This is a genomic window from Corynebacterium pilbarense (assembly GCF_026930265.1).
In the GTDB taxonomy this organism is placed as follows: Bacteria; Actinomycetota; Actinomycetes; order Mycobacteriales; family Mycobacteriaceae; genus Corynebacterium; species Corynebacterium pilbarense.
Window position 1 is genome coordinate 23,865 of record NZ_JANRML010000008.1, and the last position, 24,503, is coordinate 48,367.

The 24,503-nt window shown below is 64.9% G+C and carries 24 protein-coding genes; 11 read left to right on the top strand and 13 right to left on the bottom strand.

Going from position 1 to position 24,503, the window contains the following annotated elements:
* Positions 1-3 precede the first annotated feature (3 nt).
* Genes NUW87_RS07285 through NUW87_RS07295 form a run of 3 tightly spaced genes read left to right on the top strand, consistent with a single transcriptional unit; the run spans position 4 to position 3,369 of the window.
* Entirely contained in the window at positions 4-855 is an 852-nt protein-coding gene (locus NUW87_RS07285; RefSeq protein WP_269027875.1) for a cutinase family protein, read from the top strand.
* Positions 848-2,728, top strand: coding sequence for a M13 family metallopeptidase (locus NUW87_RS07290; protein ID WP_269027876.1), 1,881 nt, complete (start codon positions 848-850; stop codon positions 2,726-2,728). The genes NUW87_RS07285 and NUW87_RS07290 overlap by 8 nt, the downstream gene beginning before the upstream one ends.
* Positions 2,692-3,369: a hypothetical protein gene (locus NUW87_RS07295; protein WP_377734683.1), complete on the top strand. Its 678-nt coding sequence runs from the start codon at positions 2,692-2,694 to the stop codon at positions 3,367-3,369. The genes NUW87_RS07290 and NUW87_RS07295 overlap by 37 nt, the downstream gene beginning before the upstream one ends.
* Here NUW87_RS07295 and NUW87_RS07300 read toward each other — a convergent pair.
* The 4 genes from NUW87_RS07300 to NUW87_RS07315 are packed head-to-tail and all read right to left on the bottom strand — an operon-like array spanning position 3,366 to position 5,698.
* Positions 3,366-4,049 carry a VOC family protein gene (locus NUW87_RS07300; RefSeq protein WP_269027877.1) on the bottom strand — a complete coding sequence of 228 codons (684 nt, stop codon included), beginning with the start codon at positions 4,047-4,049 and terminating at the stop codon, positions 3,366-3,368. The two genes, NUW87_RS07295 and NUW87_RS07300, sit on opposite strands and share 4 nt — an antisense overlap.
* Complete coding sequence (locus NUW87_RS07305; protein ID WP_269027878.1) at positions 4,049-4,336, bottom strand: RNA-binding S4 domain-containing protein; 288 nt, start codon at positions 4,334-4,336, stop codon at positions 4,049-4,051. Before NUW87_RS07305 ends, NUW87_RS07300 begins: the two co-directional genes overlap by 1 nt.
* A 10-nt stretch (positions 4,337-4,346) precedes the next feature.
* On the bottom strand, positions 4,347-5,057 hold the full coding sequence (locus tag NUW87_RS07310; RefSeq protein WP_269027879.1) for an SDR family oxidoreductase: 711 nt from the start codon (positions 5,055-5,057) through the stop codon (positions 4,347-4,349).
* Positions 5,054-5,698 carry an alpha-ketoglutarate-dependent dioxygenase AlkB gene (locus NUW87_RS07315; RefSeq protein ID WP_269027880.1) on the bottom strand — a complete coding sequence of 215 codons (645 nt, stop codon included), beginning with the start codon at positions 5,696-5,698 and terminating at the stop codon, positions 5,054-5,056. Before NUW87_RS07315 ends, NUW87_RS07310 begins: the two co-directional genes overlap by 4 nt.
* A 115-nt stretch (positions 5,699-5,813) precedes the next feature.
* On the opposite strand from NUW87_RS07315, the gene NUW87_RS11785 reads away from it, so the two are divergent.
* A complete protein-coding gene (locus NUW87_RS11785; protein ID WP_269027881.1) occupies positions 5,814-7,235 on the top strand; it encodes an HNH endonuclease signature motif containing protein in 1,422 nt (473 codons plus the stop codon).
* On the opposite strand, the gene thpR is transcribed toward NUW87_RS11785, so the two are convergent.
* Positions 7,232-7,774 carry an RNA 2',3'-cyclic phosphodiesterase gene (thpR, locus tag NUW87_RS07325; RefSeq protein ID WP_070472538.1) on the bottom strand — a complete coding sequence of 181 codons (543 nt, stop codon included), beginning with the start codon at positions 7,772-7,774 and terminating at the stop codon, positions 7,232-7,234. The genes NUW87_RS11785 and thpR overlap by 4 nt on opposite strands.
* Before the next feature lie 25 nt (positions 7,775-7,799).
* On the opposite strand from thpR, the gene NUW87_RS07330 reads away from it, so the two are divergent.
* The gene (locus NUW87_RS07330) at positions 7,800-9,902 is read left to right on the top strand and encodes an ATP-dependent RNA helicase (protein ID WP_269027882.1); all 2,103 of its coding nucleotides are present in this window, start codon (positions 7,800-7,802) and stop codon (positions 9,900-9,902) included.
* Here NUW87_RS07330 and NUW87_RS07335 read toward each other — a convergent pair.
* Complete coding sequence (locus NUW87_RS07335) at positions 9,883-10,527, bottom strand: Rib/alpha-like domain-containing protein (protein ID WP_269027883.1); 645 nt, start codon at positions 10,525-10,527, stop codon at positions 9,883-9,885. The genes NUW87_RS07330 and NUW87_RS07335 overlap by 20 nt on opposite strands.
* Positions 10,528-10,615: 88 nt before the next feature.
* Here NUW87_RS07335 and NUW87_RS07340 point away from each other — a divergent pair, with 88 nt between their 5' ends.
* A complete protein-coding gene (locus tag NUW87_RS07340) occupies positions 10,616-12,067 on the top strand; it encodes an amino acid permease (RefSeq protein WP_269027884.1) in 1,452 nt (483 codons plus the stop codon).
* On the opposite strand, the gene NUW87_RS07345 is transcribed toward NUW87_RS07340, so the two are convergent.
* Positions 12,050-12,799 (bottom strand): TSUP family transporter, encoded by a 750-nt coding sequence (locus NUW87_RS07345; protein WP_269027885.1) that lies wholly within the window; start codon positions 12,797-12,799, stop codon positions 12,050-12,052. The genes NUW87_RS07340 and NUW87_RS07345 overlap by 18 nt on opposite strands.
* An 18-nt stretch (positions 12,800-12,817) precedes the next feature.
* On the opposite strand from NUW87_RS07345, the gene NUW87_RS07350 reads away from it, so the two are divergent.
* Positions 12,818-13,807, top strand: a complete 990-nt coding sequence (locus tag NUW87_RS07350) for an AbrB family transcriptional regulator (RefSeq protein ID WP_269027886.1) — start codon at positions 12,818-12,820, stop codon at positions 13,805-13,807.
* Here NUW87_RS07350 and NUW87_RS07355 read toward each other — a convergent pair.
* A complete protein-coding gene (locus tag NUW87_RS07355) occupies positions 13,782-15,425 on the bottom strand; it encodes a DUF885 domain-containing protein (protein ID WP_126858093.1) in 1,644 nt (547 codons plus the stop codon). The two genes, NUW87_RS07350 and NUW87_RS07355, sit on opposite strands and share 26 nt — an antisense overlap.
* 66 nt (positions 15,426-15,491) lie before the next feature.
* Between NUW87_RS07355 and NUW87_RS07360 the strand changes: the two genes are divergently transcribed.
* Together NUW87_RS07360 and NUW87_RS07365 are read left to right on the top strand one after the other, a co-directional pair.
* A complete protein-coding gene (locus tag NUW87_RS07360; RefSeq protein WP_269027887.1) occupies positions 15,492-16,547 on the top strand; it encodes an ROK family transcriptional regulator in 1,056 nt (351 codons plus the stop codon).
* Positions 16,548-17,333, top strand: a complete 786-nt coding sequence (locus NUW87_RS07365) for a serine hydrolase (protein WP_269027888.1) — start codon at positions 16,548-16,550, stop codon at positions 17,331-17,333. It abuts the gene before it with no gap.
* Here NUW87_RS07365 and NUW87_RS07370 read toward each other — a convergent pair.
* The 3 genes from NUW87_RS07370 to NUW87_RS07380 are packed head-to-tail and all read right to left on the bottom strand — an operon-like array spanning position 17,268 to position 20,087.
* Entirely contained in the window at positions 17,268-18,158 is an 891-nt protein-coding gene (locus NUW87_RS07370; RefSeq protein ID WP_269027889.1) for a CAP domain-containing protein, read from the bottom strand. The two genes, NUW87_RS07365 and NUW87_RS07370, sit on opposite strands and share 66 nt — an antisense overlap.
* Positions 18,085-19,158 (bottom strand): glycosyltransferase 87 family protein, encoded by a 1,074-nt coding sequence (locus NUW87_RS07375; RefSeq protein ID WP_239218348.1) that lies wholly within the window; start codon positions 19,156-19,158, stop codon positions 18,085-18,087. Before NUW87_RS07375 ends, NUW87_RS07370 begins: the two co-directional genes overlap by 74 nt.
* Entirely contained in the window at positions 19,155-20,087 is a 933-nt protein-coding gene (locus NUW87_RS07380; RefSeq protein ID WP_269027890.1) for a Sir2 family NAD-dependent protein deacetylase, read from the bottom strand. Before NUW87_RS07380 ends, NUW87_RS07375 begins: the two co-directional genes overlap by 4 nt.
* A gap of 136 nt (positions 20,088-20,223) precedes the next feature.
* Here NUW87_RS07380 and NUW87_RS07385 point away from each other — a divergent pair, with 136 nt between their 5' ends.
* Both NUW87_RS07385 and NUW87_RS07390 read left to right on the top strand, forming a co-directional pair.
* Positions 20,224-21,453 (top strand): dicarboxylate/amino acid:cation symporter, encoded by a 1,230-nt coding sequence (locus NUW87_RS07385; protein ID WP_239218350.1) that lies wholly within the window; start codon positions 20,224-20,226, stop codon positions 21,451-21,453.
* Between the two features lie 231 nt (positions 21,454-21,684).
* Positions 21,685-22,392: a putative endonuclease domain-containing protein gene (locus NUW87_RS07390; protein WP_239218351.1), complete on the top strand. Its 708-nt coding sequence runs from the start codon at positions 21,685-21,687 to the stop codon at positions 22,390-22,392.
* A 184-nt stretch (positions 22,393-22,576) separates the two neighbouring features.
* Here NUW87_RS07390 and amn read toward each other — a convergent pair whose 3' ends face one another.
* Entirely contained in the window at positions 22,577-23,935 is a 1,359-nt protein-coding gene (gene amn / locus NUW87_RS07395; RefSeq protein ID WP_269027891.1) for an AMP nucleosidase, read from the bottom strand.
* 9 nt (positions 23,936-23,944) lie between these two features.
* Complete coding sequence (locus NUW87_RS07400) at positions 23,945-24,451, bottom strand: TetR/AcrR family transcriptional regulator (protein ID WP_269027892.1); 507 nt, start codon at positions 24,449-24,451, stop codon at positions 23,945-23,947.
* Between the last annotated feature and the right edge of the window lie 52 nt (positions 24,452-24,503).

The window sequence follows — 24,503 nt, forward strand, 5'->3', positions numbered from 1 at the left end:
GCCATGAAACTGCCCAAAGTCACCGCCGCAGCTGCCCTGCTGTTTTCCCTGGTGGCCTCACCCGTTCAGGCTCAGGCCCAGCAGAGCTGCGCCGCGCACTACTTGATCGCGGTGCCGGGCGGTGGCAACACGGCAGAGGGCATCCCGGACTACGTTCCGCACGGCGGCAACGTGTTCATGACCGGCATGCTCACCCGCCTCGGCACCGGCGGGGAGATCCAGCCGCTGTGGGTGTCCTACACCTCCACCCCGTTTGCCACTTCGGAGTACGAGAAGTCCAAGGCGGGCGGGCTCAAGCGCGCACGAACCACCGTGAGGAAACTGGCCAACGCCTGCCCGGACGCGAAGTTCAGCTTCACCGGTTACTCGCTGGGCGCGGACATCGCTGCCACCATCACCAGCGACATCGCCGCGGGCCGCGGGCCGATCGAACCGGAGCGCGTTTCCGGCGTGGCGTTGTTTGCCAACCCGCACCAGGGCGGCAACGGCGCGGTGCTCTCCGCTGGCACGTCGCCGCATTCGCGCGGTTCGCTGGGCTCGCTCCCGGACGGCTACGGCGTGCTCGGCCCCCGCGTGCTGGAGATCTGCCGCGACGACGACCTGGTGTGCTCCATGCAGGAGTCGCACCGCGGCCTGGTGGCCCCCGCTATGCGCACCAACCTGGCCGCGGGCCGGATACCGCTCGCCGAGTTCAATGTGTTGTTCCGCGCGCTCGGCTTGAAGTCGCTGGGCATCTTCTTCGACATCGGCTCCCACGGCGGCTACACGCTGGCGCAACAGCAAGAGGCCAGCAACTGGATCATCGAACAGTCCCAAGCCCCCATCCAAATTCCCGTAGAGTTGGGGCATGAATGACCTCTTTGAGCTTGTAAACGGCGCGTGGGTCAACGCCCACGAAATCCCCGCTGACCGCGGCATCGACGGCGCGTTCTACGTCCTGCGCGACAAATCGGAAGAAGACGTCCACGCCATCCTGGAGGACGGCACCGGTCTCGGCGGCACTCTGTTCAAGTCCTTCATGGACAGCCCCGGCGACATCAGCTCCCTTGACCCCGACCTAGCCAAGATCGAGGTCGCAAACGTCGACGAATTCGTCAGCGGCCTTGGAGAGCTGGAGCGCGTCGGCATCGGCGGGCCGGTGAGCTACTGGGTGGAGAAGGACTCGCAGGGCGAGGAGTCCGTGGCCTACATTTTCCAGTCCGGCCTGGGACTTCCGGACGAGGCCTACTACCGCGACGAGGACCACGCCGAAACCCTCGCCGCGTACAAGGCTCACGTGGAGAAGATGCTCGGTTTCCTCGAACCGAAGTACCTGCAGGGCCTGACCCCGCAGATCGCCGCCGAGCGCATAGTCAACCTGGAGTCTCAGCTGGCCGCGAGCCACTGGGACGTGGTCAAGGCGCGCGACGCGGTGGCCACCTACAACCCCACCGACCTCGAGGAGATGCCGCCTTTGGTGCGCGTGCTTCTCGACGCCTCCGGTCTTTCCGGCAAAGTCGTCAACATGATGCCGTCGTTTACCTCTGACCTGGACGGCATGTTGCGCCGCGAGACCCTGGCGGACTGGCAGCTGTGGGCCGCGTGGAACATCCTGCGCTCCCGCGCCGGCGTGCTCTCCGAGGAGATCGGCGAGGCCAACTTCGAGTTCTATGGAAAGAAGTTGAGCGGCGCCACCGAGCAGCGCGACCGTTGGAAGCGTGGGGTGGGGCTCGCGGAGAGCTTGGTTGGCGAGGATATCGGGCGCAGCTACGTGGATAAGCATTTCCCGCCCTCATCAAAGGAGAAGATGCTGGAGCTTGTCGAGTACTTGATCGCCGCCTACCGTTCCCGCATCCAGCAGTTGGAGTGGATGAGCGAGCCGACGAAGCAGCGCGCACTGGAGAAGCTCGCACAGTTCAACGCCAAGATCGGCTACCCGGAGAAGTGGCGCAGCTACGACGGCTTGGAGTTCAGCGAGGACCTGGTGGACAACGTGCGCCGCGGCGCCGCGTTCGAGCACGACTACCAGCTGTCCAAGATTGGCAAAGCCTCTGACCGGCAGGAATGGGTTTCCTCCCCGCAGACGGTCAACGCGTTTTACAACCCGGTGGTCAACGACATCACCTTCCCCGCCGCGATCCTGCAGCCGCCGTTCTTCGACCCGGACGCTGACGCCGCGGAAAACTTCGGCGCGATCGGCGCGGTGATCGGCCACGAGATCGGCCACGGCTTCGACGACCAGGGCTCGCGTTACGACGGGTTGGGCAACCTCAACTCCTGGTGGACCGACGAGGACCGAGCCAACTTTGAGCAGCTGACCGCCAAGCTGGTCGGCCAGTTCAACGGCCTGGTGCCGTCCGTGCTGGAGGGCACGAAAACGAAGGGCGTCAACGGCGAGTTCACCCTCGGCGAGAACATTGGCGACCTCGGCGGCCTGGGCATCGCCGTGGTGGCGTACAAGAAGTACCTGGAGGACAACGGCCTCGAGGATGTGGAGCGGCAGAAGTTCGGCGACCTTGAGGGCGAGTACACCGGCTTCCAGCGCCTGTTTTTGGCCTGGGCGCGGGTGTGGCGCTCCAAGGCGCGCCCAGAGATGGCCGCACAGCTGCTGGCCATCGACCCGCACGCGCCGAACGAGTTCCGCTGCAACGTGATTGCCGCGAACATCGCCGAATTCTACGAGGCGTTCGAGGTGGAAAAGGGGTCCAAGATGTGGATCGACCCCGAGGACAGGGTGACGATTTGGTAGAGCACATCAACGAGCAAGGCGACCCGGACTTCAACGTCGGCGGCGTAAAAAGGGACATGCCGCCGGAGCTGCAGCTGGAGCAGCTGGCGTCCTACATTCACGCCACCTACGAGGACGGGCCGAACTACCTGGCCCTGCTTCCGGACCGCATCACCCACGCCGCGATGCTCATGCTCGGCACCGCCGTCGACCATGCGCTGCCCGCCACGAAGTGGGCCGGCGGAGTCACGGTGGAGCCCCACGAGCTGGGCGCGGTGTTCCGCCCGTCGGAGCCGAACGGCCGGTGGACAGTCTCGCTTTGGGACGGCCCCGCCAACGCCAAAGAAATGCTCTGGCGCCCGGACGTCGCCGCCGCCGCGGAACTGTCAGGTACCACAATCCTAGATGTGGACTCGGTGGACAGTGCCGCGGAAGCAGTGGACTTGGTCGGCGCCGAGGTGGTGTGGGCGTTGGGGGATGTTGAGCTCCCTCCAGCCCCCCGCTACATCGTCACCTTCCCCACCGCGCAACCAACCAAACCTGCGTTCGTTCAGGTGCGGAAGGGATCGGGCCTCGAGGGCACCGAGTATTACGCCGACGGGTTCATCTCTACGCCAGCGGAGATCCGCCGCCGGGTCAAAGACGCCGCTGAGGCTCTCTAGCCCAGGACGGACTCGGCTTCGTCGACCTCGTCGAAGGTGGGCTCGTCCACCTCGGAGAGAAAGAACTGGGCACCGTTGGCGTCGTGCACGCCTGCGGTGCCATTTTCAGGGCCGAACTCCACCCCGCCGCCGAGGTTTTCCACCTGCCGGCAGGCCGCGTCCACGTCGCGCACGCCGAAGTAGCTGAACCACTGGGCGTGCTCGCCGACGTACATGCCCAAAAACGGCGCGCCGTCCTCCACCGCGATGAAGTAGCCGTCTTCCTCTCGGATCCCCCAGTCGAACAGTTCGCCGTAGAAGTCGATGGCGTCCATGCTCGGAGCCGAATACTCGTACCACACCGGAACGCCCGGCTCACCTGCGGCGAAGAAGCGCTCCTCCGGGTCCTTCAACCCGAACAGGCCGCCAGCGGGGTCCTGGCACAGCACCACAGAATCGTCCGAGCTGAGCACCTTGCCGCCCAGCTTCTCCACGTTGTCCGGGTTGCCGATAAAGGAGGTGACCCACATGTCCATCTGCGCCGGCACGATGCCGGCCACCGGCAGGCCCTCTTTGCGGGCGGTACCGTCCACGATCTCCCAGCCCAGCAGCTCGGAGTAGAAGTGGGTGGACTTGAGCTGGTTCTGGGTCACCAGGTCCTGCCAAAACGGCATGCCTTCTTTGCCTTCGAATGCGGGCATTACAGGTTCCTCCACTTCTCGGGGTCGAAATCGTCGTTGGCGGTGCGTTCGTCGAAGTAGTCGCCGTCGTCTCCGTCAACTACTACCGTGGCCGAATCTTCTCCGAGGCCGACGGTATCGCCGTCGATAAGCGAATGCCCCCTGGAGGTGACCACCTCGTTGTTGACGGTGACCTCGTCGGCGCTGATGGCCTCCTTGGCGTGGCCGCCGGATTCGACGAGGTTAGCCAGTTTGAGAAATTGGCCCAGTTTGATCGTCTCGCCTGAAATGGTCACGTCGATATGCATGACGGCCAGTCTAGCGTTCCGCCTGGTCCACCGGCATAATGCTCATCGTGTCGATGTTCACGTGCGCCGGGAGGCTGGCCACCCAGCGCACCGCCTCGGCGATGTCGTCCGCGGTGAGGTTTTGTTTGCCCTCGTAGACCTTGTTTGCGCGCTCCTCGTCGCCGCCGAAGCGGTTCAGCGCGAAGTCCGTTTTCACCCGGCCCGGGTCAATCTCGCATACGCGGATATTGTTCTCCGCCTCCTCGCGCCGAAACGCCCTGGTCACGCCGCGAAGTCCGTGCTTTGCGGCGTTGTAGCCGGAGCCGCCCTTGTACGCGTCCGTGCCAGCCACCGACCCGATGTTGACCACCAGGCCATTGGAGGCATTGAGCTGCGGGTACAGCGCGCGGGTCACCCGCATCGTGCCCATCACGTTGGTCTGGAACATCCACTCCCAGTCCGCGTCGTCTGCGTCGCGTAGGTAATCCAGTTCCTTCGCGCCGCCGGCGTTGTTGACCAGCAGGTCCACGCGTTCAAGCTGCGCAAGCTTTTCGACGCTCCCCCGGTCCACCACGTCCAACTCCATCGCCACCCCGCCGATCTCGTCTGCTATTTGCTGGCACTTCTCCAGGCGCCGCGCCGCCACGACGACCTTCCAGCCGTCCTTGGCCAGCGCCCTGCAGGTGGCCTCCCCGATGCCTGCCGATCCGCCCGTGACTACTGCTACCTTCTGCTCGCTCATGAGCCCTCCATCTGTCTCATCGTGATGTTCAACCGGCCGTCAAGCAGGTCGGACGTCCCTTTTCTGGCGCCGAGCACGCCGTGTTTCGCCCTTCTGGCGGGCCCGCCAAAGACGACGACGTCGCCCGATAGGAGCAGCGTATCGCGCCCTGCGATGCGGAAGATCGTGTCTTGGCCGAACGACAGGCTGACCACCGCGTTGTCCGACTTCTCCTCCGCGTCCACGTGCTGCCCCATCCCCTTGCCCGGTGGGTAAAAGTTCACTAGCGCAGTTTCGATTTTTGGGGTCGGACCGACGAGCGGATCTATTTCCCGCGCCGTCGCCATAACGTTGTCCGCGATGGCCTGGAAGTTCTCCGGGATCGGCGGCACCGGGTGGCCGTCGACCTCCCTGACCATGCGGTACGGGTTCGTCGCCCAGAACCAGCCCAGCGAGAGCAACCAGGCATCCATTTGGCCGTGGCCGACCTTTGGACGTCGCATAGCAACTGGCGTCCCCGCCGCCTTCCTCGCCAGCTCGCGCGCCTGATTGACCAGTTCCTCCTGCTCAGTGGGCGTGAAAAAGGCAGGCAAATGGACCGCACCAGGAATGATGCGGGCGGGTGGCCGCGGAATGACGAGCACGGGATTAATGTAGCGCATCCGCACTTCACCGTCGAATGTGTGAGTGGTTAATTGACTCTCTTTCCTGGCATATACGTTGACAATCGTTTGTGTGTTCTATATTGTGAAGGGTGCCACGACGAGAGGGGCGACCGTGACAACCGCGACCACAGCACCGAAAAAATTCCGTAACCAGCGAGAACACGACCCGGATAGCGAGTGTGCCCAGGCCATCCGGGACACGTATTGGACGATGTTTGGGCACTACGCGTACCCCGGTTTCGACGTCGAAGATTTCGACGCCACAGTGACCCAGCTACAGCTCGCCACCGGCTGGCACAAGGGGTTTGTCAAAAACGCGATCCTGGGGCACGCCGCGCTGCAGGACCTCCCGCGCCTGCGCGAACTGCAGCAGGAAACGCGCCTGATGGACGTGGGGCACCTGACCGCGGTCTACACCGCGATCGAGGAGCTCGGCCCGGATGCGGACGAGGAAGCACTCATGCTTATCGACGGCATCCTGTTCGACACCTTCACCCCCACCCGCCACGACCAGGCCGTTCCCCAGCGCAAGACAGTTACGGACCGCATCCGGGCCGCGATCAAGCGCACGGATAGAAGCCGCGCCTACGACAAGCGCAAGCGCGAAAACCGCGAACAGGACAACTCGGAGAAGTTCGGCGTCCACGAGTACCGCGACCGCGCGATCGTGCAGCTGGACACGAATTCTCTGGACGGTCGGAGGATCCAGGCCAATGTCGCAGAGGTGGCGCGTAAGCTCGGCATCAGCGCGGCCGACGCGGCCATCAAACTGCTCAGCGGAGAAGCCCTCGGCATTGAGGTCTCGCCGGTACTGAACGTGTACAGCCCAAAGAGCCGCGGCAACGGCGACCCGGTATTCGTTCCCGGCCGCGGGTGGACAGAACCGGAAGCCGCCACCGCTTTCGAGCGCTGGATCGCCGACACGTTCCTAGACGAACGTGACCTCGACGCCGAGCTGAAAAAGACGCTGCGGGGCTACGTCCCTAGCGAGGGCATGCGCCACGCCGTGTACGCCCGCAACCGCACCTGCATCTACCCGGAGTGCAACCGCCCCGCCGAGCAGTGCCAGCTGGACCACCGCATCCCGTACGACGAGGGCGGGCCAACAGAGGCGGACAACCTGTTCCCCCTGTGCCAACACCACCACAACATGAAGACCGACCGGACGGCGTTCTACATCCCGGACCCGTACACCGGGGACATCATCTGGCTGTTCGCCGACGGTTCCTACGTGGTCACCGTGGAAGATGGCCTCCTCCGCGACCAGTTCACGCCTCACGGCCCCAGGTGGCAGTCCAGCATGTCCGCTGTGCGCAAGAACCGTGCCCGGGCCGCGGAGTTTTTCGCCAAAGGCCACAAAATCCTGGACACCTTCGACCAAGACCTCGACCTCGAGCAGGCCACCGCCGCGATCCAGGACCTGGAGCAGGAGTACGGCATGAAGTTCGGGTTCACCCCCAAGATGCCGTACGTGGAACCCTTGCCCGAAGAACCGGTAGAGGCCCCGTTCCCCGACCCGGAAGAGGAGCACTAACGCAGGTAGAACCTATCCACCACCTCGTACTTCGGGCCACCGCTTCGGCCCTTGCCCAGATGTGACTCCAACAGCAGCACTTCATCGGCGGCGAATTCGGGGCCGGTGTAGATGGCGAGGGCGTGGGCGTGGTCGTCGAGAAGCCAAGGATCCCTGGTTCTTGTTCCGGTCCGCGCGACGGTCAGGTGTGCGCGCTGGCGGCGCCGCATGTCCGGGTCGAGCTGACAGTCCGCCATGAGGTCTTTCAGCGGCGCCTTGTCGCCGCCGACCCCGATCCACATGGTGCGCCGATCAAAACACCCGGCTCCTCGGAGGTGCAACCTCAAGGGCCGGGTGAAGGCGGTGGCTTGGGCCAGGTGGTCGGTGACCGCGGCGGCGTCGTTGGGCTGTGACCCGTAGAAGGCGACCGTGATGTGCCAGTTGTCGGGGTCGGCCCACCGTACTTCTGTGCCCGAGAAGTCGCGGATGGGCCGCAGCGCGGTGATGAGGTGTTCGCGAACATCGGCCGGAGGGACGATCGCTGCGAAGAGGCGTCTCATGGCCCACACGCTACCCTTAATTGCCATGTTTGACCTCGCGAAAATCGGACGGGATTTGCCCGTGTCGCGCGTCATCGACCAGTTGCCAGACAAAGGCCCGCTGGTGGTGGAGGCGCCGCCCGGCACAGGCAAGACCACGCTGGTGCCGCCGGCGATCGCGAACAAGGTGGGAAAAACGCTGGTCACGGCGCCCAGGAGGGTGGCGGTGCGGTCGGCGGCGCACAGGCTTGCGCAGCTCAGCGACAGCGACAAGGTCGGCTACAGCATCCGCGGCGAGCACAAGGACGGCTCGTTAGTCCAATTTGTCACGCCGGGTGTGCTGCTGAACCGCCTGCTCAAGGACCCGGGCCTCGAGGGTGTCAACGCGGTGGTGATCGATGAGGTGCACGAGCGCCAACTGGACACTGACCTGGTGTTGGCGATGTGCATGGAGGTCGCGCTCCTGCGCGATGACCTGTACCTGGCCGCCATGTCGGCAACCCTGGACGCTCAAAAGTTCGCGGACCACATGGGCGCGCAGATCCTGTCCACGGAGGCGGTGACGCACCCGCTGGACATCCAGTACGCGCCGCATGCAGAAAGGATCCAGGGGACAAAGGAGTTTTATCGTCACGTCGCCATCCACGCACAGAGCGAGCACCGAACGCTCGTGTTTGTGCCGGGCGTGCGAGAGGTGGACTTGGTGTGCGGGTTCCTCGACGACGCAAAGCCCCTCCACGGCCGCCAGACCAGCAAGGAGCAGGACGACGCGCTGCGCGGCGCCAACCGGGTGGTGGTGGCGACGTCGGTGGCGGAGTCGTCGATAACTGTGCCGGGGGTGCGCAAGGTGGTGGACTCCGGGCTGTCCAGGGTGCCCAAGCGCGACGCCAGGGGCATGACGGGCCTGGTCACGGTGTCGGAGGCGAAAACCAGCGCTGACCAGCGGGCGGGCCGCGCGGGGCGTAAGGGACCCGGCGAGGTGGTGCGCATCTTCACCCGCGACGAGTACGCAAAGATGCAGCCGGACATCACCCCGGAAATCCTCACCGCGGACCTCACCGGCGCGCTTTTGACCATGAAGGCTTGGGGGTCGCCGGACTTACCGCTTATCGACGCACCAAAGGACCTCTCCGAAGCCGCATCCAACCTCGAACAGCTCGGGGCGACACATAACGGCAAGATCACCGCCTTTGGTAAGAAGCTCGCGAGTATGCCCGTGGACCCGAGACTCGGCGCGGCGCTGCTGGAGTGGGGCGCGCAGGCGGCGCCGACGGTGGCGAGACTTGCAGGCGAGGCGGACCCGAAGCGGCTGCGCAGGCTGGTGGAAGACAAGGGCCCGGTGGACCCGGGCGAGGTCATTGCGTCTGCCTTCCCGCAGTGGATAGCCAAGAAGATGGGCGACGGGTACCAGCTGGCGTCCGGAACAAGGGCGAAGTTCAACTCCAATGCAGAGTGGATCGCCGCCGCGGAGGTGCAACGGACTCACAACGGTGCGGTCATCCGGGAGGCAGAGCCGATCGCGTTTCCGGAGCACCGCGTGGTGGAAGAAAAGGTGGCCTACCTGGAAGACGGCAAGGTCCGGGGCCGGAAGGTGGCCAGGATCGGCGCGATTGAACTCAGCTCCACGCCGGTGAAGCTCACGCCGGATGAGGCGGCGGAGGCGCTCACCGGGCTGGATTTCGCCAGCTTCCCGCTCACCAAGGAGGAGCAGCACTTGAAGGAGCGGCTGGACTTCCTGCACGAGACGCTGGGCTGGCCGGATGTCAGCCAGGGCGACTATTCGGTCGAGGTACGCGGGGTGGCCGAAGGTGCGTCGATAGGCAGCTGCGACATGCGGCAGGCGATGTTGCGCCAACTGGATTGGCGGCAGGTGGCGGAGCTGGATGCGGCGGCGCCACAGGAATTCCAGTACGGCAGCGGCAGGCCGGTGAAGCGCGTGAAGCTGCAGCACATGTTTGGCCAGAAGGGGCAGACGGTGTCGGGTGTGAAAGTGCTGTACCACTTGCTCTCCCCCGCCGGGCGCCCGCTCGCGGTGACGGACGACCTAGACAGCTTCTGGGAGGGGCCGTACCAGCAGGTGCGCAAGGAGATGCGGGGCCGCTACCCCAAACACGCGTGGCCCGAGGACCCTACTGGCACTGGGAAATGATGGCGCCAGCGCCGGCGAGGCCTGCGGCGGCGAGGATGGCGGCGATGCCCATGTCCACGTCCCTGGAGTTGAGATCGCGAAGCTTCACGTCCAACTGGAACGGTAGGTCGTCCACCTGCAGCTGCAGGTGATCCTGGCGCGCCACGAACGGGATGCTCAGCTGGGACGCGAACCCGAGGGGCAGCAACACGAGCAGCGGCAGGCCGACGCCGAGGGCTGTGGCGGCGCAGCGGTGCGAGACCTCCGGGGCGTACTGGACAAACGCGTCGATGACGGCGCCTTCCTGGGACGCCTCATCCTCAGTCTCGTCGCCCACAGTGACGCGGACCGGGAAGTCCTGGGTGGTGTCGTCAGCGAACGTCGCGGTCACGGTCCACGCGTACACGCCGGGGGTGATGTCCTCCCCCGGTTCGAGGCGGATGGTGCCGTCTGGAGTGATCGTCGCCCAGCTAGGCATGTCGCTCGCTTCGTACCATGCTGCACCGAGTGGCAGCGGGGGCTCTACGGTGGCTGTAAGGCCCGGAACCACGTTGGTGGGATCGTAGCCATCTTCGGCATGAGCTGGGGAAACGGGCGCGCAGACGAGCGCGATGGCGCTCGTGAAGGCGATAAGTTTGGTGCGCATTTCTAAGGTTTCCTCAGTTGTAAATGTTTATACGGCTTTGAATATGGAATGATTGTAGTAGACAAGTCCTGATGTAGTCTTACTCGCCATGTCAAAGCGCACTGTTTCCGTGTGGACCTTGGTCTCACTCATTATCGGATCCACCATCGGGTCCGGCATTTTCGCGCTGCCCCAAAACATTGGTTCAGTAGCCAGCCCGGGCGCCATGCTCACCGGCTGGGCTATCGCGGGCGTGGGAATGCTTTCCATCGCCTTCGTCTTCCAAATCCTCGCGGTGAGGAAGCCGCACCTGGACTCCGGCGTCTATTCCTACGTGCGGGCGGGGTTGGGCGATTTCATCGGGTTTACCTCCGGCATGGGCTACTGGCTCGGCTCCGTGATGGCCCAGGTGGGTTACGCCACACTGTTCTTTAACACTCTCGGTTACTACTTCCCGGCCTTCTCCAACCGCTGGGTGCTGGCCCTCTCAGTGAGTGCAATGAGCTGGCTGATCTTCTACGGCCTGACGCGCGGCTTGAAGCAGGCGGCGGTGATGAATGCGGTGACGACCGTGGCCAAACTGCTGCCCATCCTCGCCTTCATTGTGCTGGTGGCGTTCCTCGGCTTCTCCTGGGACCGCTTCACCATGGATTTCTGGGGTTCACACATTCCCTTTACGGACCAGCTCAAGGGGATCATGCTCTACACCGTCTGGGTCTTCATCGGCATCGAGGGCGCCTCGGTGTACTCGAAGCAGGCGCGTGTGCGTAGCGACGTGGGCAAGGCCACCATCATCGGCTTCCTGTCCGTTTTGGGCCTCCTGGTGGCGGTGTCCACCCTCTCCTACGGCGTGCTCAGCCAGGAAGAGCTGGCGGCGCTGCCGGACAATTCCATGGGTGCGGTGCTCGAGCAGGTGGTGGGCCCGTGGGGCGGCGCCCTGATCTCCATCGGTCTGTGCCTTTCTGTTTTGGGCGCGTATGTGTCGTGGCAGATGCTGTGCGCCGAGCCGATCGTGCTCATGGCTCTCGACGGCCTTTTGCCCCGCTCCATGGGCAGCCACAATTCCAACGGCTCTCCAGTACGCGCGCAGCTGCTGTCCACGCTGGCGATCCAGTTCTTCGTGGTGGTGTTCTTCCTCTCCTCGGCGTCCTACAACGCCATGGTGCAGCTGGCCACCATCGTGTACCTGCTGCCGTACATCTTCTCCTCCATCTACCTGGTGCTCTTAACCATCAGAGGCAAGGGGCTGACCCACCCGCACGCCGGCACGCGTTTCGACGACTCCGGGCCAGAAGTGTCCCGCCGCGACAACCGCAGGCACCTTATCGTGGGCCTGATCGGCTCCGTGTACTCACTCTGGCTGATCTACGCCGCGGACCCGGTGTACGTGCTGCTCGGCGCGCTCGCCGTGGTGCCGGGCCTGGTCCCCTACATCTGGACGCGCCGCAAGCACGGCGACACACTCTTCAACGCCTTCGAAAAGGTCGTTGTCGCGGTGGTGCTGGTCGCGGCAGTGATCGCAGTGGTCGGACTGGTGAACGGGTCACTGGTGCTGGAGTAGGTCCCAGCCCAACTTCGCACATAGCGTGACGACGAGCCCAAGGAGCGCCACGCGCACCAGCGCCGACCCGCCCTTGAGCACCGTGCGCGCCCCCAGCTGCGCGCCCGCCACGTTAGCCGCGGCAAGGGCGAGGGCGAGCTTCCAGTTGATGAAGCCGCCGAGCCCGAACACCAACAACGCGCCCAGGTTCGTTGCGGTGTTGACCACCTTCGCCATCGCCGCCGAACGCACAAAGCCCTGGGTGAACACGGCAGTAAACGCCATGATGAGGAACATGCCGGTGCCGGGGCCGAACACGCCGTCGTAGCCACCGATCAGCGCCACAGCGAGCGCGGCGAGCCCGAGACGTTTGCCGGAAAAGATGCCGGCGCCCTCCTGCCCGAACTTCGGGTTCAGCGCCACAAAGACGCCCACTCCGATAAGCAGGACGAGGATGATTGGGGTGGCCACGGAGTCGTCGATAAGCGAAACCGCCCTGGCGCCGAGCGCAGCCATCACACCCGCGATAAACGCGTAGACCCAGGTCACCCTGGGGACCCCGACCCGGCGCACGAGGGTGGCGGCGGCGGACGCGGTGCCCGAGATTGCCGCGACCTTGTTCGTGGCCAGCACAGACGCCGCCGGCATGGACGTGGCCGACATCAGCACCGGGATGAGCACGAGACCGCCGCCGCCGATCACGGCGTCGATCCAACCGGCGAACGCGGACGCGGCGAGGAGGAAAACGATCACGGGACTACTATGCCCCACATGAACCGTTGGCTTGTGGCTGCTCCGTTGTCGGCGGCGCTCGGGCTGCTGTTTGGGTTTTTGGGGGTCCCAGCAGCGTGGATCCTCGCCGGGATTCTGGGGGCCGGATCGGTGGCGCTGGTGACGCAGGACGACCTGCCCGTCAACGAGCACCTGTTCACCTTCGCCCGCGGCACCGTCGGTGTGTTTGCGGCGCTGCCGCTGGTGGGGATGAACCCGCTGCCCTACCTGCTGCCGGGCGTGGTTGCGGGCGCGGTGGTGATTGCCATGGGCTTTGCCGGTGGTTTGGTTTTGGCCAACCACGGCGTTTCACGGGAAACGGGTGTGCTTTCACTTTTGCCCGGCGGGGCGTCGCTGATGCCGGCGATCGCGCGCGACGTGGGCGCGGACATCCGCTACGTCAGCCTCAGCCAGTACCTGCGCCTGCTCATCGTGTCCGTGTCGCTGCCGCTGGTCGCCTCGCAGTTTTCTCCCGCCACCCAGACCGAACTCGAGCCCTACTGGTGGATGTGGCTGCTGGTCCCGGCGCTGATCGTCTGCGGGTTGTTCGCGGGCAAGCTGCTGCGGTTTCCCAACCCCTCAGTCTTCGGCCCGATGGCGCTAACGGTGCTGGTGGGCGCGCTTATAGACGTGACCATCGTGCCGCCCCAGCTGCTTTCCATCGTGGGCTTTTTGGCCATCGGCTGGATGTGCGGTGGCGGGCTGTCCGTGCCCGCACTGCGCCGGTTCTCCCGCCTGCTGCCCGCCACGCTGGCCTACATCGCCGGGCTGATGCTCGCGTGCGCCGGCATGGGGTGGCTGATGTCCAAGTGGCTGGGCCTGAGTTTCTACGAGGGCTACCTGGCCACCAGCCCCGGCGCGCTGGAGACGGTGCTGGTGCTGGCCACCAGCCCGGCCGTGGTGGCGCTGCAGGTGATCCGGCTGATCATGGTGATCCTCATCGCCGGGTGGCTGCCCAAGATCCTTAGTGGTGGAGCACCTCGTTCGTGAGCATGTCCATGGGCATGGAGCCGAGCTTCAGCGCCTTGACGTGGAACTCGTGCTCCGTCATCCCCTGGGCCATTGCCTGGCGGCGCAGATCCACCCAGTCCTTGTAGCCCAGCGCGTACGACGGCGCCTGGCCTGGCCAGCCCATGTAGCGGTCCAGCTCGAAGGCCAGGTTCGCCTCCGGCATCGCGGTGTTGTCGCGCAGGAATGCCTTCGCGTATTGGGCGTCCCAGGTGCCGGTGCCCTCCGGGGTGCACTTGCCCAGGTGGACGCCGATGTCCACCATCACGCGGGCGAGGCGCAGGCGCCTGGAGTCAAGCAGGCCCATGCGGTAGCCGGGGTCCTCGAAGAAGCCGTGGTCCTCCATGAGGTGCTCGGCGTAGAGCGCCCAGCCCTCGCCGTGGGCGGAGTTCCAGCACACGGAGCGGCGCCACAGATTCAGTTCGCTGCGGTTGAGCAAGGCGTAGCCGTGCTGCAGGTGGTGGCCCGGCACGCCCTCGTGGAAGACGGTGGACATCTCCTGCCAGGTGTGGAACGTCTCCTGGCCTTCCGGCACAGACCACCACATGGTGCCGGGGCGGATCATGTCGTCGCTGGGCGGGGTGTAGAAGATGCCGCCGGAGCCGGCGCGGTCGATGCCGCACTCCACCGTGTGCAAGCCCTCGGGCACGTGGAAGGCGTCGGCGGCTTTGTCGTTGAGCTCGGACATCCACTCAATCAGCGCGTCCGTGCCGCGGAGGATATAGCGCTCGTCCTGGTTCAGGTTGCGGTAAGCGCCTGCCACGGAGACGTCGCCGTAGAGCTCGTGCGCGATGGCGCGCTGCTCCTCCACGGTCTTCGCCAGTTCTTCCTGCGCCCAGTCGTAGCTGGTGTCCAAGTCCACCTCGCGGCCGTGGAAAAACTCGGCAAACAGCTGGTACCGCTCGCGGCCCACGCCATCGTTGTGGGATGCCTGCGGCGACAGCTCTGTGGACAGCCAGTCCGCCATCTCAAGGAATGCCTCCTTGGCGTGCCCCACCACATGCGAATCGGGCGACAGGCCCAGGTGGTCCAGCTGGGATTCGGTGTCGCCCAAAAGCTCGCACTGGTTGATCACTGCGTCGATCTGGCGGTGGGAAGCAACATCGCCTGTCGACGCCGCTTCGCTCAGAGACTCGCGGTAGCCCGCCAACGCACTCGGAATCCGCGACATGCGCGAGGCGATGTTGTCGAAGTCCTCCTCTGTCACCTTCGGCATCAGGGCGAAGGAGTCGCGGATGGTCTGCACCGGCGAGTCGATGTTGTTCAGCCGGCACAACAGCTCGCCGCGGTGGTGGAACTCCAGCTCCGCGCTCATTCGGTCGCGCAGGATCGCGGCGGTGAGGTTGTCCACGTCGTCGAAGTCGTCCTCGTCGTCGGAGGCGTCCGTGGAGTCGTTGAGCGCGTCCACGTCCGCGACAAGGTCGCGCATCCTGTCGGCCAGGCGCCCCCAGTAGTCCGGGGAAAAGTCCTGCAGCTCCCCGTCGTGGCCGTCGATGCCGATCTGGGTGGCAAGGGTGGGGCTGATCTCGGCGAGGTCGTAGACGAAGTCCTCACAAGTGGCGTCCAATAAGGACGGCTCGCGCCAGCTTTCGTTGGTCATGCCGAGCGATTGTATCGGAGCTGGCCAAATGGACAATTACGTCAGGGGCCAGGTAAATATATTCATATGCCCTTCTCACGCCCGCGAACGCCAGCAGCTAAGTGTCTGCACCTTATTCGGCTGCACGAGACGACGTCGAGAAGCGATCTTGTGAAAGCAACCGGCCTGTCGCAGCCAACCGTCACACGCGCGATCTCCGCGCTGGTGGACGCAGGTTACGTCACCGAGCGCAACGACCTGACCCAGTCCAAGGGGCGCGGCCGCCCCACCATCCCGCTGGAGCTGGCGGACACCCCCGGCGTGCACGCGGGCGTGTCGGTGGGCACCGAATCCACCTACGTGGCCCTGTTCGACCTGAAGGGCCGCACGCTGCTGTGCCGCGACATGGACATCACGGTGAAAAACGTCAGCGAGGACGACTTCATCCAGTCCATGATGGCGGAGCTGAACCAGATGACCACCAAGCTGGAGCGCCCCATCCGCACCGTGGGCGTGACCACCTCCGGCACGGTGCGCAAAGGCGGCAAGGTCTTCGCGCCGAACCTGGGCTGGGACGGCGTGGACATCGGCGACCAGCTGCGCGAGCAGTTCTCGGTGCCGGTGGAGGTTTCCTCCATCTCCAGCGCGATTGTCGGCTCGGAGATGCAGTCCACCGCCTCGCTGAACATCCCGTCGGTGATGGCGCTGTTCGCTGACGACTCCATCGCCTGCGCCATCTCCCACCCGGACGGCGTGGAGCCGATCGAGGTGGAGCAGGGCGAGCTGACCACCCGGGGCCTGATCGACGCCATCGGCGAGGAGGATATCCGCACGCTCAAAGACGCGGTGACCGACTCGCGCGAGGACACCCGCTACGCGCTGGACCGCCGCGCGCGGGGCCTAGGTTCGCTGGTGGCGGGGCTGTGCAGTACATACTCCCCCGCGACGGTGGTGGTGGCGGGCAGCGCGTTTATCGACGACCCGCTGGCTGCCGCCCCGTTCGCCCGCACCGTTCGCTCGGAGGCGAACTGCCGCCCGGAGCTGCGCCTGATCCCCACCCACCGCGAGGTCGTGCGCGACATCGCCCGCGCCGTGGCGCTGGACTACGTGCTGCGCGAGCCACTGAAGGTGGCGGGGGCGTAGATGAAGCGCGCCGCTTGGGCTTGCGTGCTGCTCCTGGCCGGTTGTGCCGCCCAGGAGGCCGAGCCGTTGCACACTGAGGTGACCACCCAACCCGCGCCGGATCCCTTCGAGGGCCTGGACAAGAAGGTGGCCGCAATTGAGAAGGAGACGGGCACTGAGGTGGGCGTCGCGCTTTTCGACGGCTCCGAGATGACGCAAACAGGATCCCTCTACGCACTACCGGCCTGGTCCACCATCAAGATCCCCATCGCCCGCGCCGCGGTGGAGCACTGCGACTACGGCGAAGAGTACGTCGAGGAACTCACCGAAGCCTCGATCAAGTGGTCCGACAACGACTCCGCGCGCACCCTATGGGACTGCATGGGCAGCGACAAAGAAGCCGGGGAGAAGGTCCGCGACGAGATTGCCAAGTCCGGCTCCAAGGTGCAGGTGGAAGGCGCCTTCGGCACCACCAGCTGGTCGTTTCCCGGGCAGGCGCGCTACGCGTTCTACCTCAGCCAGCAGGACGAGGACGACCCGGTGATCATGGAGATGCACCACATCGCCGAAGACCAGTCCTACGGGCTGGGCACGCTAGAGACCGTGCCGTTCAAGGGAGGCTGGTCCGACGACGAGACCGACGGGTCCTGGCACACCCGCCAGTTCGGCTGGTTCGACGGCTACGGGGTAGCCATCGGCGCGCGCAGCGAGGACGGCAGCTACGACGACACTACGGCCGCGCTAGACAAGGTGGCGGAACTGTTGCAGCTGCGGCTCGACGAACTTGAAGAGGGCCTGCAGCACTGACAGCACCGTCAGCACAGCGGCGATGATGCTGATGATCTCCCTGGGCGACGAGGATGAGCCGGCACCGCCGAAGACGAGCTTCTTCGGGGTGGTGCTGGGCTTTTCCCTGCCGTTGGCCGGACGGTGCAGGACGGTGTTCTGCTCGCCCTCGATGCCCTCGTTACCTGCGCCGATACTACAGGTGGAGGTCACGGAAGCCTCGCCTTCTGCGGTGACCACGCTGGCGAAGCCGTAGGAGCGCATCCTCGGGTCCAGCAGGTTGTGCAGGTGGCCGTTGCCGTTGTTGAAGTGGCCGTTCGCGCGGATGAGGTCGTCTACCTCGCCGTAGCTCCAGTCCTGCATCGCCTTGTCCATGCTGGCGGTGGAGTGCAGGTTCTCCCCCGGCGCTGCTTTGCCCTTGTAGGTGGCGGTGTCGTTGTCGCCGCAGTTGCCGTAGCAGGTGGAGTTGAACGGGCGCTCGTGGCGGAAGAACTTTGCCGCCTCAGCGCCGCGCTGCAGCGCGATGCGGGACAGGCCGGCGTTGTACTGGGCCGCGTTGACGTAGGCGCCGCGGGTGGTCAGGCCGTGCTCGGCGGCGGCCTGGTGCAACGTGGTGCCGTTGAAAGGCACGTTGCGGTCCCACATGTCCCCGCGCAGCTTGCGAAGCTCGCGCATGGCGATCTCCTGGTCGGAGGTGAGGTTGAACTTCGCCTCCACGGCGATGACCTGGTCGGCGGGCTGGTTCAGCTCCACCCCGGTGACGGGCGCCGGGTCAGCGGCGGCGAACGGGGCGAGCGTCAGGGCGGTGGCGGCCGCGGTTGTCGCGGCGAATAAACGGGTGCGCATAGCCTGAGAGTAACGTGTACCAGAGCATAAAGCCGACTGGGGCAAGCGTGAACAGCAGCTGCGGGGCGTGGAGCACGTTCACCGACGCAAACGGCACCATAAACAGCGCGAGCACGATCGCGCCCCAGCGGTTGTAAACGTATGCCAGCATCGGCAGGATCCACACCCAGTGGTGGTACCAGGAAAACGGGCTGACCAGGCAGGCCGTCATGCCGATGAAGGAGACGGCGAGGGGGGCGGGAGCTCGTCGAGAAGCAAAAAGCCCAAGGGCTGTGACCAGCGCGCTAAGGACAAGCCAGAGCCACAGCTCGTCGTGGCCGGCGCGGGCGAGGACCTGGCGGATGGACTGCGCGCCCGGATTGTCGTCGGCGCCGATGCGGGTGGTGCGGAAAATAGCGTCGGTCCAGAAGGTCTTCGCGTCTGTAACCTCGGAAAATCCGGTGGCCACGGTACACAGGAACGTGAAGGCGGCAATGAACACCGCGCCCCACCGGCGCTGCTGAATGAGCAGGAGGATGAAAAACGCCGGCGTGAGCTTCAGCCCCGCGGCGAGCCCGACACCGATGCCGGGAAGCCTGTAACGGGGAAGGAAATCCAGGCACACCAAGCCCATGAGCAGCAGGTTGACCTGGCCGAAAAACAGGGTGCCCTGCACCGGGGAGAGACACAGCACGAACACCGCGCTAAGCAAGAGGGCATGTTTGCTTGTGGACGCCCGCACCACGAGCAGAACCACCAGCACGGATAATGCTTTCCACGCGATACCAAGCGCGGTGCTTTCCGTCAGCCACGAAAACACCACGCCCGCGAACGGCGGGTAGGTAAACGGCAGGCCGGGAAGCAGGTCGGTTGCGTAGAGCGGCTGGTGTCCGGTGACCTTCTCGCCGCCCAAAAGGTAGACCTTGAGGTCGCTGGGGAAGGCGGTGGTGAACGCGTGGGGCAAGCAGGTGTCGATGTAGCGCCAGATTGAAAACGCCAGCAGGAGGAGAAGACCGATCACAGGTCGAGCCCGTCCAGGATGTCGTCGAGCGCGTCGGCGATGTTAACTCTCCACAGCGTGTCCACTTTCGCGTCGGCACGGCCCGGCCCGCCGTTGATCACGGCGGTGGGTTTGCCCTGCTTGCGCGCGTCGAGGATGAACTTGTAGCCGCTCATCACCGCCAACGAGGTACCGATCGCGATCACACTCTCTGATTCCTTCAGCCAGGCATCCGCAGCCTGTCGGCGCTCCCTCGGCACGCCCTCCCCGAAGTACACCACATGCGGCTTGAGCCTGTGGCTGCCGCAGGTCGGGCAGGCGATCATGCGGAAGCGCTCAACGTCGGATTGCTTGAGCTCCACATCGCCGTCCGGGTTCAGCATGGAGCCTTCGACTTCGACCGAGTCGAAGTAGGTGGGGTTGGCGGCGGTGAGCAGGGCGTCGATAAGCGAACGCTCGTGCAGCGTTGTGCAGTCGAGGCAGACGACGTGCTCCATGTCCCCGTGCAGCGCGATGACGTTGTCGGAGCCGGCCTGAGTATGCAGCCCGTCGACGTTTTGGGTGATGATGCCGCGGATCAACCCCGCCTTCTCCAGCTCAACCAGCGCGAAGTGCGCGCGGTTGGGGCGGGCCTGGCGCATGTAGCGCATGCCCACGAACGCGCGGGCCCAGTAGCGGTGCACCTGAGTCGGCGAGTGCGCGAACTCCTGGAACGTCATCGGGCGGGACTTGGTCAGGCGCCCGTTTTTGCTGCGGTAATCGGGAATCCCCGAATCGGTGGAGATGCCAGCGCCGGTAATGATGAGGGTTTTTGGGCTTCCTAGCTGGTCGAGGATTTTGGCTTTTGCGTTTTGCGTTGGCGCGGTGGTTTCGGTGACGACCCGCTCGATGGAGCGCACGGCGGAGCGGTGCGCCATGGCGATTGCGGGGTCGTCGAAGTGGGGTTCCATCGTCTGGGGAGTCTATCCTCTGGGCCTGCAACAGACCGTGTTGTCTATTTTGCCGGTTTGCATTTTTAGACTAAAGGAGTAGTTTATCCACGTCTTTATCGCACAAATGAACAATTCTGTCTAGAAGGAGCCGCTCGTGCCTAAGTGGGCAACTAGCTTCGGCGCGCAAGTTATCTACGGCCTGATCATCGGCCTCATCCTCGGCTTCATCGCCGTGGACGTCCAGCCGCTGGCCGACACCCTGGACTGGGTCGGATCAACTTACGTCCAGCTACTGAAACTGCTGATCCCGCCGCTGGTGTTCACCGCGGTGGTCACCTCCATTGCCAACCTGCGCCAGGTCACCAACGCCGCGCGCCTGGCCGTGCAGACCCTGGTGTGGTTCGCCATCACCGCGTTCTTTTCCGTGGTCATCGGCATCCTCGTCGGCCTGGTGATCAAGCCCGGCGCGAACACCTCGGTGGATGCGGGCACGGCGGCCGAGCCGACGTCGACAGGCTCGTGGATGGGCTTTTTGAACTCCGTGGTGCCCTCCAACATCCTCGGCCTGGGTGTGTCCGGCGAGTCCGTGAAGTTCAACGTCCTGCAGATCCTGGTGGTCTCGCTGCTACTCGGCATCGCCGCGGTGCGCGTGGGCAAGGCCGCCGAGCCGTTCATCGAGTTCTCCGGCTCCCTGCTCAAGGTGGTCCAGGAGGTGCTGTGGTGGATTATCCGCCTCGCCCCGATCGGTACCGCCGCCCTGATCGGTAACGCGGTGGCGTCCTACGGCTGGGACGCGCTCGGCTCGCTGGGCAAATTCGTGCTGGCCATCTACATCGGCCTGGCGCTGGTGATCTTCGCGCTCTACCCCGTTGTTTTGGCCGCGCACCGCATCCCGGTGCTGGAATTCTTCCGCCGCGTATGGCCCGTGACCACGCTGGGATTTGCCACGCGTTCTTCTATGGGCGTCATGCCGGTGACCCAGCGCACCACCGAGGAAGCTATGGGCGTGCCAAGCGAGTACGCCTCCTTTGCCATCCCGCTCGGCGCAACCACCAAAATGGACGGCTGCGCCTCCATCTACCCCGCCATCGCCGCCCTGTTCGTGGCGCAGTTCTACGGCATCGACCTGTCCATCTCGGACTACGTGCTCATCGTGATCGTGTCCGTGCTGGGGTCCGCGGCCACCGCCGGCACCACCGGCGCAACCGTCATGCTCACCCTGACCCTGTCCACCCTGGGCCTGCCGCTCGCCGGTGTGGGCCTGCTGCTGGCGGTGGACCCGATCGTGGACATGGGCCGCACCGCCGTCAACGTCACCGGCCAGTCCGTGGTGGCGACGGTGGTGGCGAAGCGCGAGAAGATCCTCGACGAATCTCGCTGGTAGGGGTTGACACACCCCCGCCGGTTTGCGAGTATTGCGCCCATGGGGGATTGGAAAACGGATATTCGCAGCCGGTTGGTGGACGTTCGGGGAGCGGACCCGTCGCAACGCTTAGCGCTCCTCAACAATGAGCTCATTCGCCTATCGACGAGCCACGCCCTGAGCCGCGCCACATACACAGAGCTACAACGAAACCAACAGCACTGGGCACGGGCCTACTGCGTGGGGTTGTCCGTGCGACAGGCGGTGATCACCGGACGCGCGTCGGCGTACTTGAACGACATGTGGGTGGCCAACACGCCGCTAGATCGGGTCGCGCTGGTTGCCCGGCATGTCCCGCCGCGCTCACAGTGGCCGGATGGGGTGCAGTACGTCAAGGGGAGGCTCGCGGAGCGCGACTTGGTGCGGGGGACGGCGATGTCCACGACTTCCCCGCTACGCACATTCTTCGACGTCGCGCGTTTCGACGGCTTCGCCCACGCCCTAGTTGTCGCCGACTGGCTGGTCAAACACGGCGGGTGCACACCGGACCGGTTGCGAACTCTGGTGGAAATCCAGCCGACCTTCCCCGGGAAGGTTGCTGCCCGCTTCGCCGCACAGCACGTGTCGACTCGGCCGGATTCCGCGCCCGAGTCGTACGCGCGCGGGCTGCTGCTCGCCGCTGGCATTACCGACGTGCAGGTCAACGTGTGGGTACTGGCCGGGAAGTACCGGGTGGACTTGCTTATCAACGGGTGGCTGGTCATCGAGATCGACGGCTGGGTCAAATACGACGGTGAAACGTACGGCAAGACCGACGAGCAGCTCATGAAGGAGAAGCAGCGCCAAAACGAGATCGAAAACGACCAGTTCAAGGTACTCCGCTTCTCGCCCCGCTACCTCGAAGAGCACCCGGATAAGTTCATTGCCACCGTGAGGAAATGGCTGGCAAAAGGGTACTAACGGGGTCGATATGCCCACGTCGATACCTCTATGTCGATAGTTCCTGGTCACAGCGTCGGACCCAATTTCGCAGTCATGTGTACCATAAATCGCTGACCTGCAACTATCGACATAGGCCTATCGACTTCGAGGTATCGACCCAGAAACCCGCAGGTCAGTTCACTCTCGAGGAACCTATCGCCCCCTACCTAAACGGCACCTCGCCGATCGCGCGGCGCAGTTTGCGCGTGCGCAGCCGCTCCGGATGCCGCGCGAGCTTCTCCACGGCCCGGACGGCGCACATAACGTGGGCTTCCTTCGAGTTGGAGTAGAACGCCTGGGCGCCGGCGGGCAGCTTCGGCACGGCGTGCAGCGGCAGGTCGGACACCGCCAGCAGGGCGCCGTAGGGCACGCGGTAGCGGTACCCGTTCGCGGCGATGGTGCACGACTCCATGTCCACGGCCGCCGCGGTGGAGCCGCGCAGCCACTCCCACAGGTCGCGCGGGTCCTTCCACTCCCAGTTCCGGTCGCCCGTTGACAGCACGGTGCCGGTGCGCATGAGCGACGCGTCCGATCCGTAGACCTTGGACACCGCCTTTTCCAGCGTGCGCTGGATCTCCGGCACGGCGGGAATAGGCAGTTCGCGGCGCAGGTAGTCGTCGAGCACGTGGTCGTGCCGCTCGTACGCGTTGCCCAGGATCAGGTCGCCGATGCGCATGCGGGCGTCCAGGCCGGCGCAGTGGCCGATCATGATCCACGCCTCAGGCCGCAGCACCGCAAGCGAGTCGGTGATGGTCTTCGCGTTCGAAGGCCCGACACCGATGTTGATCATGGTGATGCCGTCGCCGTTTTCGGTGACCAGGTCGTAGCGCGGCATCTGGAACTTCGAACCCAGCTCCAGATCCTCCAGCGCCACGGTGTCGGACACGGTCTCCCCGCTCGGCAGCACCAGGCGCGTGTAGCGGGAGTCTGGGTCCGACAGCTCGCGCAGCCCGAACTTCACAAACTCGGTCACGTGCATGGCGTAGTTCGTGAACAGGATGAAGCGCTGCAGCGAGTCGGCTTCGATGCCGGTGTAGTGCTCTAACCTTGCCAGCGCGAGGTCGAAGCGCTGCGGCCCGAAGTGGAACAGCGGTTTCTCGGCTCCGTTGAAGGCGTCCCAGTGGCCGTCGACAATCGCGTCGTGCACCTCATCCAGGGTGGGGCGCGGCAGGTTCGCGGTTTCGTCGATAGGCGGCATGCCCTTGATGTAGGCGGGCGGGATCGCCACATCGGAGTACCCGACATCCACCGAACATGGATAGTTAGAGGTCAGCGCCTCGAGCTGGGCCGTCAGGTACGGCTCCATGAGGTCCGGGCGCGAGATGACGGCGGAGTAGGTGCCAGCCTCGTCGACGTAGCCGAAGGGCTCAGAGCGGTCGATTGGCCGCCACCGCTCCACCTCCACCGTGAGTTTGGGGTACCGCACCTCCCCGTAGCGGTCGAACTCCCCCGAGCGCGCGATTTCGCACGACTTTTCGTAGAGGGCTTTTAGCTTTGCGACGACCACCGGTACCTCACACATGCAGCCAGGCTACTCACGAATGAGCACACGGCGCACGGCTTCGGCGCGGCGGCCGATCTCCTCCGCGGTGCAGCCCTCGCGGACGCACTGCTCAATGAGGCGTTGCATGCCGGCGACGTAGACGCGGGACATGTCGTCCACAAGCTGCGCATCCGCATCCCCCCACTCCTTCGAGCGCGGCAGCAGCTGCTCGCGCATCGTGTCCCGCATGACCCGCTGCACCTCGTTGTCGAATACGGAGTGCACCGGGGAATCGATCAGGCGCACGGCGGCTTCGTACTTTCCGTCGACGACGCTGGCCAGCTCGACGACGGACGCCTCGAAGTTCTGGTCGATGCTAAAACGTTCTGCAAAGTGCTCGTAGGCGTCCAGCACCCAGTCCATGGCGGCGGCGAGGATAAGCGCGTCGCGGTCCGCGAAGTGCTGGTAGAACACCTGGCGGCTCACGCCGGCTTCTTTCACAATTTGCGAAACATTGAGGTCGGCCACCTCATAGTCGCTGAGGAGGCGAAGCACTGCCTGGACAAGTGCATTGCGAGTACGAAGGGCGCGCGGGTCCGTGCTGTCA